Consider the following 18,495-nt stretch of genomic DNA (forward strand, 5'->3'; position numbering starts at 1 on the left):
GGCGAACCAAGAGCCAAACCAAATACGGATTGGTTCTTTTCGGTCGAGTTTCACGCGGTTGTCAACGACCGACTCGCCATGTTTCCCCGGCGGCGCGGGCAAGTCCCGGCGATCGTGCACAAAAAAAGGCGCCGCGTCGGGCGGCAAAGGCCCAGTTTTCGGCGCCGAACCTATCCCAGGGCCAGGAACGCGCCCAGCAGATCGGCCCGCGACAGCATCCCGACCACGGCATCGTCCCGCACCACCGGGAAGGCGCGATAGGGCCTGGCCTGGAAGGTTTCGGCCGCGGTCACGATGTCGGTGTCGGCCTCCATCGTCTCGACCGCGGGGGTCATGTGCTGGTCCACCGTGCCCGACCATTGCTGGTAGTAGGCCGAGTTCAGCGCAGCGGCGAAACAGTCCTTCTGGGTCAGCACGCCGACGAGCAGGCCCGCGTCGTCCAGCACGGGGGCGGCCGGGCTGCCGGTTTCGACCAGTCGGGCGATCGCCGTCTTCATCGGCGTGTCCGGGGCCAGCGACAGGAAATCCAGCTGCATGTAGGCGTCGATCGTGCGTTCAGTCATGCCGTCCCTCCGCCGCTTCGCGCGCCAGGCGGTGCGGGCAGGTCGCGCATTCCGCGCCGATGCAGCGCATCCCCTCGCAGGCCGTCACCGGCCCGCGCCCGCGCAGGGCAAGGCCAAGCGACAGCGCCCCGACCGACACGACGACCACCCCGATGGCGAGCAGCAGTTCCATGGCCTAGCCCATCCCGCCGGTGGTCACGGCCCGCAGGCCATTCGGCTCTGAATAAAGGAAAAGCGCGTCGATCCGATGGGTTTCGGCCAGTCGCGGCCCATCCTCGGGACCGGCGGCCATCAGCGCGGTCGCCCATCCGTCGGCCATCATCGCGCTGTCGGCCATGACCGAGACCGAGGCGAGCGGCCCCGCCGCCACCGGGCGCATGTCGTGCGGGTCGATGATGTGGCCATAAACCTGCCCGTTCAGCATGTAGCTCTGGGTCTTCAGCCCCGACGTGGCAATTGCCCGGTCCACAAGGTCGATGCCCCTTTCGAGGCCCGCCACCCCGGGTCGCGGATCCTCGACCCCGATGCGCCATGGGCGGCTATCCGGGTGCTGGCCGTTGGCCATGAGCTCGCCACCGATCTCGATCAGGAAATCGCCCTCGCCGCCCGCGCGCAACAGGCCGGCCACCCGGTCCAGCGCCCGGCCCTTGGCTATCCCGCAGAGGTCGAGCGTCGCGGTCCCGCTCTTTTCCAGCCGCCCCCCCTCCAGCGCAAAGGCCCCCGCGCCGGGCGCCGCGTGGATCGGACCGAAGCCCCACTGTGCCACCGCCGGCCCGACGCGCGGATCGAAGGTGCCGCCGCTGGCGACCTGCAATGCCTGCGCCGCCGCCAGCACCTGGGCGAACTCCTCCGAAACGCCGCGGACACCCGGCGCCATCGCGTTCACCGACGAGATCGCGCTGTCATCGCGCCAGGGCGACATCTCGGCGTCGATCCCCGCCAGCAGCGCGGCAATCGGCGCGACGAGGTCGGGGCGCGGGCCTGATGGCAACACGACCCGCCAGCCGGTGGCAAAGGCGCTGCCGGTGATCGTTTCTGTCGCCGCGGCGCCCCGCAGGACGGGCGGCGCGGCCAGCGCCGGGGTGGCTGCAAGCGCTGCGCATCCGGTGACGAAGCCCCGGCGTGACAGGATGATTGTCCGGTCAGTCATGTCTCAACTCCCGAAATCGTCGTTGAAGATCGAATGCCGCTCCACCCCCAGCGACAGGAGCGTCGAGATGACCGAACTGATCATCATCGGCGGCCCGCAGAGGTAGTATTCGCAATCCTCCGGCGCAGGATGCGCCTTGAGCGCGTCGCGCACCCGTTCGTGGATGAACCCGGTCGGCCCGGTCCAGCGGTCGCCCGGCGCCGGTTCCGACAGGGCCGGGACAAAGCGGAACCCGGGATGCGCCGCCGCGATCTGGTCGAACTCTTCGACATAGAAGAGGTCGATGGCCGAACGCGCCCCGTAGAAATACGTCATCTTGCGCGGCGCACCCTGTGCCACCTGTTCGTGGATCAGCGCCCTGAGCGGGGCCATGCCCACGCCGCCACCGATGAACACCATCTCGCGCCCGGTCGGCTGGGCATGGAATTCTCCGTAGGGCCCAGACAGGTTCACCGGCTCGCCGGGTGTCAGTGAAAAGAGGTAACTCGACACGATTCCGGGAGGAATCGCCCCTTCCTGCCCGGCCGGCGGCACCGCGAGGCGGATGTTGAACACCGCGCGACCGCGGTCCTCGGGGCGGTTGGCGATGGAATAGGCCCGCGTCACCTGTTTCGGCGATGTCGCGCGCAGGTCGCGCCATCCCGCGTCGTCCCAGCTTTGCGCGAACCGGTCGGGCACGTCGATGTCGGCAAAGTCGATGTCATAGGGCGGCGCGACAAGCTGCATGAAGTTTCCGGCCAGGAACTCGATCTCTCGCCCCGCCGGCAGGTCGATGACCAGCTCGCGAATCTGCGGTGCCAGCATGGTGTTGGAACTGACGCGCCCTTCCAGCGTCTCGACGTTCATCAGGTCCTCGGGCACCGTGACGTCCACGGGCCCGCGCACCGTCACCTGGCAGGCCAGCCGGACATGCGCCCGCCGTTCCGCCGCGCTGAGGATGCCGCGCTCGGCGGCCAGCGCCTCGCCCGCGCCCTCCCCGGTCGCGGTGACGCGGCAGAGCCCGCAGGTCCCCTTGCCGCCGCACCCCGCTGGGATCGCGAGGCCCGCGTCGTGCAGCACCGACAGCAGCGTGTCGCCGCGCTGCGCCTCGATCGCGAGGTCGGAATTCACCGACACGGTCGCCGCCTCGCGCGGGATCAGGCGGTCGCGGGCCAGGAGAAGGGCCCAGGTCAACGCGAGGACCAGCGCGACGATGACGAAGGTGCCGGCGAGGATCTCGATCATGGCGACGCCATCTGCCAGAAGGAGGCGAAGCCGAGCGACATCATCCCGGCCAGCATGAAGGTCACGCCCAGGCCACGCAGCCCGGCGGGCATGTCGGCATAGCTCAGCCGCGACCGGATCGCCGCCAGCACCAGCACCGCGATCGCGAACCCCGCCCCGCTGCCGAGGCCGTAGGCGATGGAGTCGACGAAGCCATACCGCCGTTCGACCATGAAGAGGCTGCCGCCAAGGATCGCGCATTGCACCGTCAGCAGCGGCAGGAACACCCCGAAGGCGGAATGGATCGCGGGAAAGAACCGTTCCAGCAGCATTTCCAGCATCTGCACCGTCGCCGCGATCAGCCCGATGAAGGCCAGGAGCGACAGGTACGACAAGTCGATGTCCGGCAGGCCCGCCCAACCCCACGCGCCGGGGGCGAGGACGGCGGAATAGATCACCTGGTTCAGCGGTACCGTGACGCCCATCACCGCTATCATCGCGATGCCGAGGCCGACGGCGGTTTCGGGCCGTTTCGACAGGGCGATGAAGGTGCAGAGGCCCAGGAACAGCGCCAGCGGCATGTTCTCGACGAACATCGCGCTGAGGAAGAGGGCGAAAAAGCCGCTCATGACTGCACCTCCGCCGCCTCGATGGGCTTGTGCTCCGGCGCCTCGACCTGGGCCGGCAGGGCGCTGCGCAGGGCCCAGACCAGCCCGCCCAGAAGGAAGAAGGCACTTGGCGCCAGCAGCATCAGGTTCAGCGGCACGTACCAGCCGCCGTCATCCACCGTCGGCAGGATGGTATGGCCCAGCAGTGTCCCCGCGCCAAAGAGCTCGCGGATCGAGGCGATGGTCACCAGTACCAGCGAATAGCCCAGCCCGTTGCCGAGCGCGTCGATCATCGAGGGCACCGGCGGGTTCGACCGGGCAAAGCTCTCGGTCCGGCCGAGGACGAGGCAGTTGGTCGTGATCAGACTGACAAAGACCGACAGGCGCTGGCTGATGTCGAACAGGTAGGCCTGCAGGAACTGGTCGATCACGATCACCAGAGAGGCGACGATGACGATCTGCACGATCAGCCGGATCGAATCCGGGATGTGCCGCCGGATCGTGCTGATGATCAGCGCCGACAGCACCAGCACCACGGTCAGCGAGGCCGACATCGTCAGCGCGGTGTCGAGGGTCGTGGTCACCGCCAGCGCCGAGCAGAGGCCGAGGATCTGGACCGTGATCGGGTTGCCGTCCAGCAGCGGGTCGGTGAGCGTCCGTCTCAGGCTGGTGCGATCGGCCATGGCTCAGAACTCCCCCCGCGCGATGGCGTCGAGCAGCGGGCCATAGCCCATCGGCCCCAGCCAGAAACGCACGATCTGCGTCATCGCGTTGCCGGTCCGGGTCGCGCCCGTGATGCCGTCGACCTGGAATTCGTTGGTCGCAGGCCCGCGCGCGACAGAGAACTCGACATTCCCCTGCGCGTCGCGGAACGGGACGCCCGCGAACTGCGCCTGCCAGGCTGGTTCGTCGATCCGCGCGCCAAGCCCCGGGGTTTCCACGTGCGAGGTGATGGTGAGGCCCGCGATGGTCTGCATGTCGCCGTCGATGGCGATCATTGCCTCGATCGGGCCCTGGCTGCCCGCGCCCGCGATCGGCAGGATCACCAGCTCGACGTCATCGCCATCGCGCAGCATGTAGATCTGGGCATAGTTCGGCCGGCTGCCGAGGCCCGCGATATCCTCGCCCGCCGGGATCGCCGTCCAGTTGCCGCTGTCCGCCAGCGCGGCCTCGAGCGTTTCGGGCGTGACATCCTGCGCCGCCCGGCCGGTGTCGAGGTCGATCACCACGGTCGACAGCGTCGCCTCCTCGTTCTCGGACAAGAGCTCGGTCATACCGGGGATCGAGCCCAGCAGGGTTTCCAGCCGCAGCTGCGTCTCGGCCGCCCGGTTCGCCGCCTGGATCGGCCGCAGGATCACGGTCGCCGCGCTGACGAAGACGGCGCAGATCACCGCGGTCGCGAAGGCCACGAAGATCGTCTTGCCCCGGCTGTCATTCGGTTGGGCCAGCATCCGTTTCCACAGGTGCACGGGGTTCATGTCAGCCATGCGTCCGCTTTCTTCGTTGCAACCAGATCATCAGCGACACCTCGTCAAAGAGCGGCGCGGCGAGCGAGGTCAGCAGGGCCGCCGACACACACATCTGCAGCGGATCGACCCCCTGCCAGTTCGCCGCGAACAGCACGACCAGCCCGCCGTAAAGCCCGCCGGTCAGCCAGCGGCCAAGGGTCGAGGCCGCGCTGGCCACCGGGTCGGCCACCAGCAGGACTAGCACCACCAGGATCGCGGGCATCGCACCGCCGAGGTCGAGGCCCGAGAGCATCGCGACCGCCAGCACCGCCACCGCCCCGAGGAGGAGCGCCGGAGATATCACCCCGGCCAGGACCCCGATCAGCCCGACGGGCACGGCCGCCCAAGCGAGCTGCACCTCGAGCACGGGCCAGGGCGCGGTGGCATAGCCAAAGCCCATGAAGGCCAGCGTCACCGTGCCGGGGTTCAGCACGTTCCGCCCCCAGCCGCCAAAGGCCAGGTCCGCCATCACCACGCCAAAGCTGGTCGACAGCAGGAGGGCGATCAGCCCGAGGTCCTCGGGCGCCAGCATCGCCAGCGCCACGGCGGTCAGCGCGCCGGCCAGCGACGGCGGCTGTGCCCGGGCGAGCATCCAGATCACGTGCCAGATCCCGGCCACCACCAGGAAGAACGCCAGCCGCGCGGCTCCCTCGATGCCCGTCGCGATCAGCCAGGTCAGCACCAGCGGGAACACCGCGATCAGGAGGAGGAGCGCCACCGTCTCTCGATCCCAGATGCCGCGGGTCATGCGACCTCCTCCCGCTCGATCCCGGCCAGCATGTCGGCCAGCAGACGCGCCAGCCGCGGCTCGGAACAGGTGAGGTAATCGGCCAGCGCCATGTCCTCTGGCAGAAGCGACAGTACGCCCAGCCGGGCCGCAGCCTCTGCGTCGCCGACCGACAGCGCGCGCAGCAGCGGCATGGCCGGGATCGCTCCGCCCAGCGACTGATCCATCGCCGCGCTCGGGATCAGCGGCAGCGGCCGCCGCGCGCCACGCAGGGCCGACAGGAACCAGTGGTGATCCTCGCCCCGTGCGGGCGGCACCATGACCGACACCTGCCGGTCCCGCGGCCTGAGCCAGCGCGTTTCCCGCCCGTCGAGTGCAGAGCCCGAGACATGGCGGTGCGGGCCGGGCCGGACATGCCCCCGGCTGAGGCTGCGAAGGTCCGCCCAGGGTTGGCAGCGCACCAGCCGCCCCGCCCGCAGCGCCGTCCCGGTGACCGAGACCAGGCGCGTTGGCGCGACATGGCCGTCCCCGAGGAGCGCGCCGATGGCGGCCACATCCTCGGCCGCGATGTCCCAGACGGGGCGCGCGGGCGTGGCGGGACAATGGCGGTGGATCTGCACCCCGGCCAGGCCATGCGGATGCAGCGGCGGCATGGTCAGCACGCGCAGTCGGTCGCCCCGCACGACCCCCGGCAAGGCCGCATCGCCGGACTGGCAAAGGACCACCCGCTCACCGGCCAGCCGGTCGAGCGCGGCAAGCCCGCGGGCAAAGGCCTCATCCTGCCCCGCGATGGCCCGGCGCGGATCGACGGCGCCCGGGCGGGTGTCCGCGGCCATGACAAAGATCGCGACGGGCACGTCACCCGGCGCGGGGTGGCGGCCAAAGGGCCGCGACCGGAACGCCGTCCACAGCCCGCTGGCCAACAGCACCGCCCGCAGCGCCGCCGGATCATCGCCGGACGGGACCGCATGGCGGAACCGCCCCTCCCCGGTTCGTGGAACAGCGTGACGTTCTGGAACCGCCGGCCGCTGGCAATGGACAGCCGCGCGACCTTGGCCGCCATCGGCGCGCAGATGACCACCTCGGGCTGGCGGTGCAGGCGGAAGAGCGGCGCGCCCTGTGCCACCATCTCGCCCTCGGCCACGAGCGGATCGATTCGCATGTCGTCGGAAAGCTCGGCGGTCAGGGCGGCTTCGTCGGTGATGGCCTCGACAGGGGTATCGTCCGCGGGGGCCGCGGCGACCGGAATGTTCAATCCCCTGGTCCAGAAATTCAGCACTGCGCCAACCTCTGCCAGCACCCGGCCCGCGCCCCCTCAAACCGGGTAAGCCAAAGTGACATTTCAAAAATACGTTGTACGGCCCAGCGACCGATGCAACCATGACCTTACTTAAAGTAAACAATTCAGCAAGGCTCTTACCGTGCCCAGCCCCCTTCCATTCCGCCCCGCCGCGCGCCGCGCTATTGCCGCGCTTGCATTGATGATGGGCCTCGCCACCGGCGGGGTACAGGCGCAGGACACCCCGGCCAATACCTTTGTCATGCCGCGGTCCGGCCCCTTCGCACCCGAACAGGTCGAGATCCCGAATGCCCGCGCGATCGAGGCCTGGATCCGCTCGGGTCATTCGCACGCGTCATCCCCGGCCTTCAGCCACTGGAACGACGCCGGAGAGATCCCGCCGGTCTGCGCGGTCTGTCATTCCGGCCAGGGCTTCCGGTCGTTCCACGGGCTGGACGGCAGCGATCCAGGCGTTCCGGCCGAACCGGTGCCGACCGGCGGCGTGGTCGACTGCGACACCTGCCACAACCCGAACCTCGGCAAGGTGACGTCGATCCTCCTGCCGTCGGGCGTGGATCACCCGGTCACCACCGCCGACGCCGCCTGCGTGACCTGCCACCAGGGCCGCGCGGCCGGCGTGTCGGTCTCGCGCGCGACGGCCGACAGCGAACCCGACACGCCCAGCGCCGAGCTGAACTTTGTCAATCCGCACTATGCCATCGCCGCGGCGACCAACCTGGGCGGATACGGCCAGAACGGGTTCGAATATCCCGGCAAGACCTACACGGGCCGCTTCCTGCACGCCAAGCCGGTCGAGACCTGCGTCAATTGCCACAGCCCGCACAGCCTGACCGTCGCGGCCGAAACCTGCCTGACCTGTCACCAGACCGGCGATCCGCGCGCGATCCGCATCTCGCGCCAGAGCTACGACGGCAGCGGAAATTCGGAACAGGGCATCTTTGTCGACATCAACCGCAACGCCGACCTCTTGATGACCACGATCCGCGACTACGCGCGTGACGTCGCGGGCACCGCCATCGTCTATGACGGAGCGCACCATCCCTATTTCTTCGCCGACGCCAACGGCGACGGCCGCGCCGACCAGCAGGACGGACGCGGCGTGGCCTACAACGCCTGGACCCCGCGACTGCTGCAGGCGGCCTACAACTGGAAGTTCGTCACCGCGGACAGCGGGATCCACGTCCACAATCCGCATTACGCGCTCGAACTGGTCTACGATTCCATCGAGGACCTCGGCACCGCGCTTGGCCGCGACATCGCCGAGACCGGCATCAGCCGCTGAGGCCCGCGCCCGTCCCATGGGCGCGGGATCCCGCCACCTCCGACATGGGCCTGTCACAGCCGGATGATCCGATGGCCGTGGCATTGACTCTCGCGCCGTTCCCGCGCGGGGTAAGGGCAGCGCGGCAGGAGGGCGGCATGCAGATCGAAAACAGGACCTTCGACGAGATCCGCGTGGGCGACACGTCGGAACTAAAGCGGCTGATCACCGTCGACGACCTGCTGGTCTTTGCCAATGTCTCGGGCAACCACAACCCGCTGCACATCTTTGACGCCGACGGCGATGGCGACGGCGAGAACGAGGCGATCGCCCCCGGCCTCTTCGTCGGCGCGCTGATTTCGGCCGTGCTGGGAAATGTCCTGCCCGGCGCCGGCACCCGCTACCACGCGCAAAGCTTCCAGTTTCACGCCCGCGCCCATGCCGGGGACGAGCTGCTGTCACGGGTCACGGTCACCGCCCGCAACGACGACACCCGCATCGTCACGCTGGCGACCGAGGTGACGCGCCTGTCGGACGACGCCCTGATTCTGTCCGGCGTGGCCGAGGTGGAGGCGCCGCGGATCAAGCTGCACTACGACAGCCGCGACCTGCCCGGCCTGATCGTCCAGCGGCACCGGCATTTCGAGCGTCTGCTGAAGCAGGCCGAACCGCTGCCGCCGCTGGTCACGGCCGTGGTCTGCCCGGAGGAACCGAAAAGCCTTGGCGGCGCCCTCCTGGCGGCGCGCCACACGCTGATCACGCCGATCCTGGTCGGCGCGCCCGACCGGATCATGGCGGCTGCCGACAGCATCGGCGCCGATCTCTCGGGTGTCGAGATCCTGCCCGAGGCCAACCATGACGCCGCGGCCCGCAGTGCCGTCGCACTGATCCGGCAGGGCAAGGCGCAGGCGCTGATGAAGGGGCACCTGCACACCGACCTGCTGCTCAGGGCCACGCTGGACCGCGACGCCGGGTTGCGGGCGGGGCGGCGGCTGACCCATGTCTTCGTGATGGACGTGCCGGGGCTGGCGCATCCGCTGCTGGTGTCGGACGCGGCCATCAACATCGCGCCGGACCTCAAGACCAAGGTCGACATCGTGCAGAACGCCATCGACCTCGCCCGCTCCATCGGGATCGAGGACCCCAAGGTCGGCGTCCTCTCGGCGGTGGAGACGGTCAATCCCGACATGCCCTCGTCGATCGACGCGGCGCTGCTGTCCAAGATGGCCGAACGCGGCCAGATCACAGGCGGGCTGGTCGACGGTCCGCTGGCGATGGACAATGCCGTCGACCTTGCCGCCGCGCGGACCAAGGGGATCAATTCCCCCGTCGCGGGGCGGGCCGAGGTGCTGGTGGTGCCCGATATCGACGCCGGCAACATGCTGGCCAAGCAACTGACCTACATCTCGCATGCCGAGGCGGCCGGACTGGTCCTTGGCGCACGAGTGCCGATCATCCTGAACAGCCGCGCCGACAACGACATGAGCCGCCTCGCCTCCTGCGCGGTCGCGGCGCTGCACCATGCGCGGGCCGGGGGCGCCTGATGAGCCACATCCTCGTCCTCAACGCGGGCTCCTCCTCGATCAAGTTCGGGCTGTTCACCCCGGGCGACGCGCCCGGGCTGATCGGCGGCGGCATGGTGGAACGGGCACACGGAGACGTCGTGATGCACGTGAAGGACGGCGCCGGGTACCGCCTGATGGACACCCGCCTGCCCGATCCCGGCTCGCCCGCGCACGACATGGCGCTGAGGGCGATCTTGCAAGCGTTAGAGACGCATTTCGGGCATGTCGAGGTCGCGACCGTGGGCCACCGGATCGTTCATGGCGGGCTGAGCTTTGCCGCGCCGGTCGAACTGACCGAGGACGCGCTCGAGACGCTGGCAGGCTATGTCTCGTTCGCACCGCTGCACCAGCCGCATAACCTGGCCGGTGTCCGGGCCGCGCAGGCGGCGTTTCCGCGTGCCCGGCAGATCGGCTGTTTCGACACCGCCTTTCACCGCAACCATCCCTTCGTGAACGACACCTTCGCCCTGCCCCGCGCCTACTACGACCGGGGCGTGCGGCGCTATGGGTTTCACGGCCTGAGCTACGACTACATCACCGGCCACCTGGCCGACACCGCACCCGACCTTCATGCCGGTCGCGTGGTGGTCGCGCACCTGGGCAACGGTGCCTCGATGTGCGGGATACGGGCCGGGCGCTCGATCGCATCGTCCATGGGCTTCACCGCACTCGACGGGCTGCCCATGGGCACACGTTCGGGCCAGATCGATCCGGGCGTCCTGCTCTACCTGATCGAGCAGGAGGGCATGACCCCGGCCGAGGTCAGCGACCTGTTGAACCGGCGCTCCGGCCTGCTGGGCATGTCCGGCATCAGCGCCGACATGCGCACGCTGCTCGCCTCGGACAATCCCCGCGCGCGGGAGGCGATCGATTACTTCACCTTCCGCATCCGGCGCGAACTGGGTGGCATGGCCGCCGCGCTGGAAGGGATCGATGCGCTCGTCTTCACCGGCGGCATCGGAGAGAACGCGGCGCAGATCCGGGCCGAGGTCTGTGCCGGGCTCGGCTGGATCGGGATCGAGGTGGACGAAACCGCCAACGCCGACGGCGCCACGCGGATCAGTCCACAGGGGGCCGCCGTCGAAGTCCTGGTGATCCCCACAAACGAGGAGCTGGTCATCGCCCGTGCGGCTGCGCGGGTGTAGAGCAAACCCTATTCCGGGGCGGTTTCGAGGTTTTCCAGCGTTCCGGCAACAAAGCGCGTGCCCGCCTCGGCCCGGATCCCGGCCACCGCGAAGCTGACGAGTGCATCCCGCGCCGCTGACCTGTCCGCGACGCTGGCCCGGCCGTCGGACAGTGCGCGCAGGCGGTCTTCGGACCGGTCCTCGGTGCTGGTCAGGACCGTCGCGCTGACCATCAGCAGGTAGCGCCAGTAAAGCTCGGTCCCATCCACCCCCGGCGCGGCCTTGGCCATCGCGGCGACATAGGCCTGCGCCATCGGGTTGAGGTGGGTGTCCACGATCCGCTTGGTTGCGCCGTCGGGCGACAGGCGGTGCGACAGGATGAACCGCGCCAGCAGCACGCCCTGGTCCTCGTTCCCGTCGCCCATGTAGGGCTCGATGAAGCTCGACACCACGGCGGCAAGGTCGGGCGGCGTGCCCGCCGCCTCGGCCGTCTCGACGATGCGCTTGAGCCCGGCCAGACGGTCAGCGGTGACGCGCGCGATGACCCGTTCGAACACCGCTTCGGCCAGGTCATCCTTTGAGCCGAAGTAGTAGTTCACCGAGGCGACGTTGACCCCTGCCTCGCGGGTGATCTGCCGGACCGAAGTGGCATTGACCCCGTGCCGCGCGAACAACATCTCGGCGGCGTCGAGGATCCGGCGGGCGGCCGGGGCATCCGGTTCGGTGACAAGTTTCAAACCCATGTTTGAGCTTGGTCCGCCCGCCCGCCACCTGTCAACTCCGCCGCGAGGTCACGGGACCAGGACAATCTTGCCGCGCACATGCATCCCCTCGCTCAGCTCATGCGCCCGCGCCGCCTCGGCCAAGGGCATCTCGTGGATCTCGCCCGGCGCAAAGGCCCCGGCCTCGATATGCGCCACGACGCGGGCCAGCCGTTCACGGCTGCGCGTCACCGCCGGACGCAGCGACGTGACATCGTCGCGCGGCGCCTCGGGCGCGCTGGCGCCGGATCCGATGAAGGCCGCCCGCCCGCCGGGCCGGAGCGCGGCGAAGCTGCCCGCCACGGTGGCCCCGCCGACGCAGTCGAGCACGGCGTCGCGATCCCCCAGCACCGCGCCGAGGTCGGCATCGCGGTAGTCGATCGGCAGGTCGCATCCCAGCTGGCGCAGGTAGTCGTGGTTTCCGGCCCGCGCGGTCGCCGCGACCTCGGCGCCCAGGTGATGCGCCAGCTGGATCGCCATTCCGCCGACACCCCCGGCGCCGCCCTGCACCAGGAGCTTTTCGCCCCGCTTGAGCGCCAGCGTGTCCTCGATCCCGACCATCGAGGTCAGGCCGGTCAGCGCGATGGCGGCGGTTTCGACATGGCTCAGGTTGCGCGGCTTCAGCGCCAGCAACGCGGCCGGAAAGACGATGTGGCTGGCATAGGCGCCCTCGGTCTCCTGCGGGCAGACGCCGAAGACCTCGTCGCCCAGGCCCAGGTCCGCGCCGTCACCGACCGCCACCACCACGCCGGAAAAATCGCGCCCCGGCACGTGCGGCAGCTTGTGCGACTGGATGCTCTTGCCGCGCCGCACCTTCCAGTCGGCGGCGTTCACGCTGGCCGCCCGGATCTCGACCAGCACCTCGCCCGCGCCCGGGACCGGATCGGGACGATCCGCCGGCTGCAGCACCTCGGGCCCGCCATATTCCTGAAATTCCATGACTCGCATGTGCCCCTCCTTCTTTCGCGCCACCATACTGGCCGCGGCGGCGTGGTCCACCACCCACCATTGACATGCCCCCGCGCCCGCCCGAGGGTATGCGCAACCCAGACCTCGCCGCGACCGCCAGGGAGACACCGGATGTACAATTTCGAGCTTGTGAAGCCCAAGACCCTGGACGAGGCCCTTGCCGCCCTGCAGGGCGACGAGGCGCAGCCGCTGTCCGGCGGTCAGACCCTGATCCCGACGATGAAGCAACGGCTTGCCATGCCCGAAACCCTGGTCAGCCTTCTGGGCATCGAGGACCTGAAGGGCATCAGCATCGCCGACGGCGTGATGACGATCGGCGGGGCCACCAACCACGCCACCGTGGCGCGCGACGCGGCCGAGGCATTTCCGGGCCTCGCCTACCTGGCTGGCAAGATCGGCGATCCGGCGGTGCGCAACCGGGGCACCATCGGCGGCTCGGTCGCCAACAACGACCCGGCGGCCTGCTACCCCTCGGCCGTGCTGGCCACCGGTGCGACCGTGGTGACCAACGCGCGCGAGATCGCGGCCGACGACTTCTTCCAGGGCCTCTTCACCACCGCCCTCGACGAGGGCGAGATCGTGACCGGCGTGAAGTTCCCGATCCCCGAGGCGTCGAACTACCAGAAATTCGAACAGCCCGCGTCGCGCTTTCCGCTGACCGGCGTGTTCCTGGCGAAATACGCGGACCGCGTCGGTGTTGCCGTGACCGGGGCAAGCGAGGATGGCGTGTTCCGCTGGACCGAGGCCGAGGAGGCGCTGAGCGCCAACTTCTCGCCCGATGCGATCGCGGGCCTGACCGTGTCGCCCGACGGCATGATCGGCGACCTGCACGGCACGCCCGAGTACCGCGCCCACCTGGTCAAGGTGCTGACCGGCCGCGCCGTCAAGGCCGCAGCCTAATCCATCCATCCGGGAGCGTAGGTCACGCCCTCGACCCCCACGAAGCGTGCGACGCGCGCCAGCTCGGCCTCGAGCCGGGCCAGCCGCGCCTTTGACAGGGTCAGGCCCGGCTCCATCCAGATCCGGCGCACGGCCAGCGCGCCATCGGCGGCCCGCGCGGTCATGTCGATCCGACCGACCAGGCGGTCGCCCTCGAGGATCGGGAACACGTAGTACCCGTACTGCCGCCTCGCCTCGGGCACGAAGATCTCGATCCGGTAGTAGAACCCGAACAGGAATTCCGCCCGGTTGCGGTCGCGCAGGGCAGGATCGAAGGGGCTGAGGATACGCAGCCGTCCGGTCACCTCCGGCAGGGCCTGCGCCTCGTCGATCAGGCCGGGGCGGGCGTAATGCGGACGGGTCCGGCCGTCCGCACCCTCGACATCGATCCGCTCCAACCGGCCGGCGGCTTCCTCGTCCCGGCACCAGGTCGCCGCCTCCTGCGGGGTGACATGCGCCCAGAAGGCCGCGACATGGCCCGAGGTCGCGAACCCCAGCCGGTCGAGCGCCCCGTGGTTCAGCCAGTCGATGCTCTCAGCGCGCGGAGGATGCTCGGCCAGAGTCGCGGCGGGCACGACGTTGGCGGTCAGGTCGTAGACCTTGGTGAACCCCTCGCGGTGGCAGACCGACAGCTGGCCGCTGCGCCAGAGGTACTCCATCGCCGCCTTCGACGGGTGCCAGTTCCACCAGCCGCCGGACTGGCCCTTGGGCCGATCCTCGGCTAGGTCTCCGGACCGGACGGGACCGTGTTCGGACACATGCGCCAGCACGCGGTCCAGTTCGTCGCGATAGGCCGCGCCCTGCCAGTTTTCCCACTTCTCGTGCAGCCGGTCGCCATCGCGCGCGAAGCGCAGGCGCCAGTGCGGAAAGTAGTCCACCGGGATGATCGCCGCGTCGTGGGTCCAGTGTTCGAACAGCAGCCGGTGCTTTTCCAGCAGCGGCTTCAGGTGCCTGGGCCGATAGGCCGGGCGCCGTGCAAAGAGGATCATGTGATGGGCACGTTCGACGGTGTTCACGCTGTCGACCTGCACGAAGCCCAGGTCGCGGATCACCTGCATCAGGTCGTCGCCCTTGCCCGGCCCCTGCGGCGCCGCGCCCAGAAGGTGGCGGTGCAGAAAGACGCGCCGCGCGTCGCGGTTCGCCAGGCGCGGCCGGGGCGCCATCGTCAGCCGCGCATCGTGTCGCCGCGGTCGAGCGTCGGCGTCAGCTCGACCTTCTGGCCCGGTCCGCCGTCGTCCTTGAGGCGGTCGGCGATGATCTGGGCGGCGCGGTAGCCGATCTCGTCCCGGCAGGAATCGATGGTCGCCAGCTTGCGCGGCAGGCCCGACAGCAGGCGCACCCCGTTGAAGCCCGCCATGCCGACATCGCCGGGCACGTCATAACCTTTTTCGATCATCCACAGCAACCCACCTGCGCCGATCAGGTCATTGGAATAATAAAGGAAATCGAGGTCTGGCGTCCGCTCCATCATGGCCGCCGTCATCTCGCGCCCCTTGGCGAGCGCGGAGCCGCCGGAATAGAACTCCTGGTCCGCGATCTCGACCCCGCCCTTGGCCAGTGCCTCGGTGAAGCCTTCGAACCGCTTGCGGGCGCGATGGTCAAGGCCGACACCGCTGCCGAGGAAGCCGATCCGCTTGTGGCCCGCGGCCAGGATCGCTTGCCCGATCTCGCGCCCGGCCCGGCGGTGCGAGATGCCGACCATGGAATCGATCGGCGTGCCGTCGGTGTCCATGATCTCGACCACCGGGATCCCGGCGGCGCGCAGCATGGCGCGCGAGGCGTCCGAATGCTCCAGCCCCGCGATGATCACCCCGGACGGCCGCCAGGACAGCATCTCGTAGAGGACCTTCTCTTCCTTCTCGGGAAGGTAGTCGGTCAGGCCGACCACCGGCTGCAGCTCGGTCTGTTCCAGGCAGCGGCTGATGCCGGTCATCACCTCGGGAAAGACGAGGTTCGACATCGAAGGGATGATCACGGCGACCAGATTGACCCGCTGGCTGGCCAGCGCGCCGGCGATCTTGTTCGGGACGTAGCCCAGCTGCTTGGCGGCCTGCAGGACCTTTTCGCGGGTCGCCTCGGACACATCGCCACGGTTGCGCAAAACGCGGCTGACGGTCATTTCTGAAACGCCCGAAGCCTCGGATACGTCGCGGAGCGTCAACGGGCGCGGATCTTGTCGGGTCACGGCGATGTCCTGCTGCTGGACTTCAGTGTTACCGCGAACCCCGGAACCGGATCAAGCGGCCAGCGGCCCGCGCCGCGCAATGGCCACATTCCCGGCGGAAAGCCCCGCCCCGGGGCTCAGAACTCGGCCCATACGTCGTCGGACAAATCCTCGACCCCCATGATCGCCCCGCCGCCCGCTGCCGCGACCTTGGCCGCGGGCTGCACCATCGGGGGCTGCGGCACCGGCGGTGCGGCCTGCATCACCGTGGCCGGAGCGTTCGGGTCGATGCGGAAATGCGCGGCGATGCGGTTCAGCTTGGCCGCTTCGTTCACCATCACCTTGCCGGTGCCATGCACCTCGGTCGCCACGGCCGCGTTCTTCTGCGTCACGCCGTCCAGCTGGTCGACGGCGGTGTTGATCTCGGACAGGCCGACCGACTGTTCCCGCGCCGCCGCCGCGATGGACGAGACCGAGGCCGAGACCTTTTCGAAGTCGAGGATCAGGCTCTCGAAGCTCTTGCCCGCCTTTTCCACGAGGTCCACGCCATTGGTCACGTTGTCGGCGCTTTCCTGGATCAGGCCGTTGATCTCCTTGGCCGCGTCCGAGGACCGCTGCGCCAGCGCCCGCACCTCGGACGCGACCACGGCAAAGCCGCGCCCGGCCTCGCCGGCACGGGCGGCCTCGACCCCGGCGTTCAGCGCGAGAAGGTTGGTCTGGAACGCCAGGTCCTCGATGACCGAGGTGACCTGCGTGATCTTCTGCGACGAGGAGGCGATCTGGTCCATCGCGGTCATCGCGCGCTTGACCTCGTTGCCGCTGGCCTCGGCGTCGGACTTGGCCCGGCTCATCACGGTGTCGGCCTCGCCCGCCGCGTCGGCGGTGGACTTGACCGAGGCCGACAGCTCGGTGATGGCGGCCGCCGTCTCTTCGAGGCTGGCGGCCTGTTCGATCGCCTTCTGGCTCAGCTCGTTCGACGCGTTCTCGACATCGCGGGAGTTGGTGTCGATCTGCTTGGTGGCCGAGATCAGGCCCGTCATCGTTTCGTTCAGACGCTCCAGCGCGCTGTTGAAGGCGTTGCGCAGCCCCTCGTATTCCGCGGCGAAGCTGTCCGCGATCTTGGCGGTCAGGTCGCCGCCCGCCAGCTTGCTGATCCCGGCGGAAAGCTGTTCCACCACCGCCTGCTGTTCCGCCGCGCGGCGGCGCTGTTCGGATTGCGCCCGGTCCGCGGCCGAGAGCTTTTCGCGCAGGTTCTCGAGGTTACGGGCCAGGTCGCCGACATCGTCACCGCGGGCGCGGTAGGGGATTGGCGTGACGAAGTCGTCCCGGCTCATCCGGGTGACCGAGTCGCCGATCGCCGAGAACGGCTTGGCGATGGCGCGGGCAAAGAAGATGCCGATCACGCCGATGACGAGCGACAGCACGACCGATTGCATGACCAGCGTGTTCCGCAGCTGGTTCATCGGGCCCATGACCTCGGCCGCGTCCTCTTCGACCATGACGGCCATCGACCGGCCAAGAAAGGTCATCCCGGTGGCGATGGCCCAGACCGGCTGGCCCGAAAGCCCCTCGACCAGAGTGAACTCCGACGTCTCGCCGCGCAGGGCGGCGTCGATGATCGGCTGGGGCGGCACCGGGTCCAGCACCTTCAGCCCGCTGGCATGGGTCGGATTGCTGCGCAGGCGGTAATCCTCGCCCACGATGTAGACCTGCCCGGTGCTTCCCAGACCCTGCGTGTTGCCGGCGATCGCGTCGAGCCCGCGTGACGAGATCTGGAAGATCAGCGCCCCCTCGAAGGCGCCCTGCCGGTTGAAGATCGGCGTGGCGAGGAACCCTGCCGCTCCGCCGCCGCTGCCGGCGTATTCCGAGATGTCGTAGAACACCACGTCGCCGGGCCGCGCCGTGGTGGTGTCGCGCCAGGCCCTGGCCAGGTCGGTGGACCCGAAGGTGCCGCCGGTCAGGTCGGTCGCGTAATCCGGGCCCTTCTTGACCGAATAGATCACCTGCCCGCCCGCATTGACGAGGTAGGCGTCGGGGTAGCCCTTGGAATCGAGGATCGCGCGGAAATACGGGTGGAATTTGCGATGCACCAGGTCGTACTGGTTCGAATCGCCGGTGCTCACCAGTTCGTCCCGCGCCCCGGCCGGGTGCGGATTGTCCTGCACGTAGTCCTTCTGCAGCTGCGCGGCGGTGTCGCCCTCGACCGCGTTCCAGCTGAGCTGGAAACTGGCCATCGCGGCGCGGACCGTCGGGTTTTCCGCCTGTGTCGCGGTGTCAAGGCGGGCGTTGCGCAGCAGTTGTTCGATCACGTTGATCCGCCCGGCGACGGTGCCCTCGAACTGGCTGCGGATCTGTTCCTCGAGGATCACCCGGCCGTCGCGGATCGAGCTGACCGTCAGCACGACGGCCACCACCAGGGTCAGCCCGCTGATCACCAGCGGCAGCTTGACCACCAGCCGCAGGTTCAGCATCCGCCGGAACGGAGACCATCCGCGGCCAGGTTCCGAGGGCTTGCTGGGTTCGGGAGCGTTCATGCCACGGGTCCTTTCCATGCAACGCGCACCGGCGGCGCCGGTCCATGCGATCGGAGCCGGACATTGCATCCCGCGCTTTAACGCCCGCTTAATCGAGATCGCCGCCATCGCCCGGAAGC

Annotated in this window: 18 protein-coding genes and 1 pseudogene; 4 read left to right on the forward strand and 15 right to left on the reverse strand. The window is 69.1% G+C overall.

The window, feature by feature from the left end:
• Positions 1–170 precede the first annotated feature (170 nt).
• The 10 genes and pseudogenes from ACE2AC_RS13155 to ACE2AC_RS13200 all read right to left on the reverse strand — a co-directional run.
• Positions 171–563 (reverse strand): CBS domain-containing protein, encoded by a 393-nt coding sequence (locus ACE2AC_RS13155; RefSeq protein ID WP_375687731.1) that lies wholly within the window; start codon positions 561–563, stop codon positions 171–173.
• Positions 556–735 (reverse strand): hypothetical protein, encoded by a 180-nt coding sequence (locus ACE2AC_RS13160; RefSeq protein ID WP_375687733.1) that lies wholly within the window; start codon positions 733–735, stop codon positions 556–558. The genes ACE2AC_RS13155 and ACE2AC_RS13160 overlap by 8 nt, the downstream gene beginning before the upstream one ends.
• A gap of 3 nt (positions 736–738) precedes the next feature.
• On the reverse strand, positions 739–1,713 hold the full coding sequence (locus tag ACE2AC_RS13165) for an FAD:protein FMN transferase (protein ID WP_375687735.1): 975 nt from the start codon (positions 1,711–1,713) through the stop codon (positions 739–741).
• Between the two features lie 3 nt (positions 1,714–1,716).
• Positions 1,717–2,937 (reverse strand): NADH:ubiquinone reductase (Na(+)-transporting) subunit F, encoded by a 1,221-nt coding sequence (gene nqrF, locus ACE2AC_RS13170; protein ID WP_375687736.1) that lies wholly within the window; start codon positions 2,935–2,937, stop codon positions 1,717–1,719.
• Positions 2,934–3,545 carry an NADH:ubiquinone reductase (Na(+)-transporting) subunit E gene (gene nqrE / locus ACE2AC_RS13175; protein ID WP_375687738.1) on the reverse strand — a complete coding sequence of 204 codons (612 nt, stop codon included), beginning with the start codon at positions 3,543–3,545 and terminating at the stop codon, positions 2,934–2,936. Before nqrE ends, nqrF begins: the two co-directional genes overlap by 4 nt.
• Positions 3,542–4,207 carry an NADH:ubiquinone reductase (Na(+)-transporting) subunit D gene (locus ACE2AC_RS13180; RefSeq protein ID WP_375687740.1) on the reverse strand — a complete coding sequence of 222 codons (666 nt, stop codon included), beginning with the start codon at positions 4,205–4,207 and terminating at the stop codon, positions 3,542–3,544. Before ACE2AC_RS13180 ends, nqrE begins: the two co-directional genes overlap by 4 nt.
• A 3-nt stretch (positions 4,208–4,210) precedes the next feature.
• A complete protein-coding gene (locus ACE2AC_RS13185) occupies positions 4,211–5,011 on the reverse strand; it encodes an FMN-binding protein (protein WP_375687742.1) in 801 nt (266 codons plus the stop codon).
• Positions 5,004–5,780 carry an RnfABCDGE type electron transport complex subunit D gene (locus tag ACE2AC_RS13190; RefSeq protein ID WP_375687744.1) on the reverse strand — a complete coding sequence of 259 codons (777 nt, stop codon included), beginning with the start codon at positions 5,778–5,780 and terminating at the stop codon, positions 5,004–5,006. The genes ACE2AC_RS13185 and ACE2AC_RS13190 overlap by 8 nt, the downstream gene beginning before the upstream one ends.
• Positions 5,777–6,682 (reverse strand): Na(+)-translocating NADH-quinone reductase subunit A, encoded by a 906-nt coding sequence (locus tag ACE2AC_RS13195; protein ID WP_375687746.1) that lies wholly within the window; start codon positions 6,680–6,682, stop codon positions 5,777–5,779. The genes ACE2AC_RS13190 and ACE2AC_RS13195 overlap by 4 nt, the downstream gene beginning before the upstream one ends.
• Positions 6,683–6,819: 137 nt before the next feature.
• Positions 6,820–7,059, reverse strand: a pseudogene (locus ACE2AC_RS13200) (hypothetical protein); the annotation flags it as partial.
• Positions 7,060–7,243: 184 nt separating this feature from the next.
• On the opposite strand from ACE2AC_RS13200, the gene ACE2AC_RS13205 reads away from it, so the two are divergent.
• The 3 genes from ACE2AC_RS13205 (at position 7,244) to ACE2AC_RS13215 (ending at position 11,030) form a co-directional block, all read left to right on the forward strand.
• The gene (locus ACE2AC_RS13205) at positions 7,244–8,341 is read left to right on the forward strand and encodes a cytochrome C (protein ID WP_375687748.1); all 1,098 of its coding nucleotides are present in this window, start codon (positions 7,244–7,246) and stop codon (positions 8,339–8,341) included.
• Positions 8,342–8,478: 137 nt separating this feature from the next.
• On the forward strand, positions 8,479–9,864 hold the full coding sequence (locus tag ACE2AC_RS13210) for a bifunctional enoyl-CoA hydratase/phosphate acetyltransferase (protein WP_375687750.1): 1,386 nt from the start codon (positions 8,479–8,481) through the stop codon (positions 9,862–9,864).
• On the forward strand, positions 9,864–11,030 hold the full coding sequence (locus ACE2AC_RS13215) for an acetate/propionate family kinase (protein WP_375687751.1): 1,167 nt from the start codon (positions 9,864–9,866) through the stop codon (positions 11,028–11,030). Before ACE2AC_RS13210 ends, ACE2AC_RS13215 begins: the two co-directional genes overlap by 1 nt.
• An 8-nt stretch (positions 11,031–11,038) precedes the next feature.
• On the opposite strand, the gene ACE2AC_RS13220 is transcribed toward ACE2AC_RS13215, so the two are convergent.
• Positions 11,039–11,752 carry a TetR/AcrR family transcriptional regulator gene (locus tag ACE2AC_RS13220; RefSeq protein ID WP_375687753.1) on the reverse strand — a complete coding sequence of 238 codons (714 nt, stop codon included), beginning with the start codon at positions 11,750–11,752 and terminating at the stop codon, positions 11,039–11,041.
• 48 nt (positions 11,753–11,800) lie between these two features.
• Positions 11,801–12,709: an NADP-dependent oxidoreductase gene (locus ACE2AC_RS13225; protein ID WP_375687755.1), complete on the reverse strand. Its 909-nt coding sequence runs from the start codon at positions 12,707–12,709 to the stop codon at positions 11,801–11,803.
• Between the two features lie 141 nt (positions 12,710–12,850).
• On the opposite strand from ACE2AC_RS13225, the gene ACE2AC_RS13230 reads away from it, so the two are divergent.
• Complete coding sequence (locus tag ACE2AC_RS13230; protein WP_375687757.1) at positions 12,851–13,639, forward strand: FAD binding domain-containing protein; 789 nt, start codon at positions 12,851–12,853, stop codon at positions 13,637–13,639.
• On the opposite strand, the gene ACE2AC_RS13235 is transcribed toward ACE2AC_RS13230, so the two are convergent.
• From ACE2AC_RS13235 to ACE2AC_RS13245, 3 genes are all read right to left on the reverse strand, one after another.
• Positions 13,636–14,841, reverse strand: a complete 1,206-nt coding sequence (locus ACE2AC_RS13235; protein WP_375687759.1) for a winged helix-turn-helix domain-containing protein — start codon at positions 14,839–14,841, stop codon at positions 13,636–13,638. The two genes, ACE2AC_RS13230 and ACE2AC_RS13235, sit on opposite strands and share 4 nt — an antisense overlap.
• Positions 14,842–14,843: 2 nt before the next feature.
• Entirely contained in the window at positions 14,844–15,797 is a 954-nt protein-coding gene (locus ACE2AC_RS13240; protein WP_375687760.1) for a LacI family DNA-binding transcriptional regulator, read from the reverse strand.
• Between the two features lie 182 nt (positions 15,798–15,979).
• The gene (locus ACE2AC_RS13245) at positions 15,980–18,376 is read right to left on the reverse strand and encodes a methyl-accepting chemotaxis protein (protein WP_375687762.1); all 2,397 of its coding nucleotides are present in this window, start codon (positions 18,374–18,376) and stop codon (positions 15,980–15,982) included.
• Positions 18,377–18,495 lie beyond the last annotated feature (119 nt).

It is taken from the genome of Pseudooceanicola sp. LIPI14-2-Ac024 (assembly GCF_042188925.1).
GTDB lineage: Bacteria > Pseudomonadota > Alphaproteobacteria > Rhodobacterales > Rhodobacteraceae > Pseudooceanicola.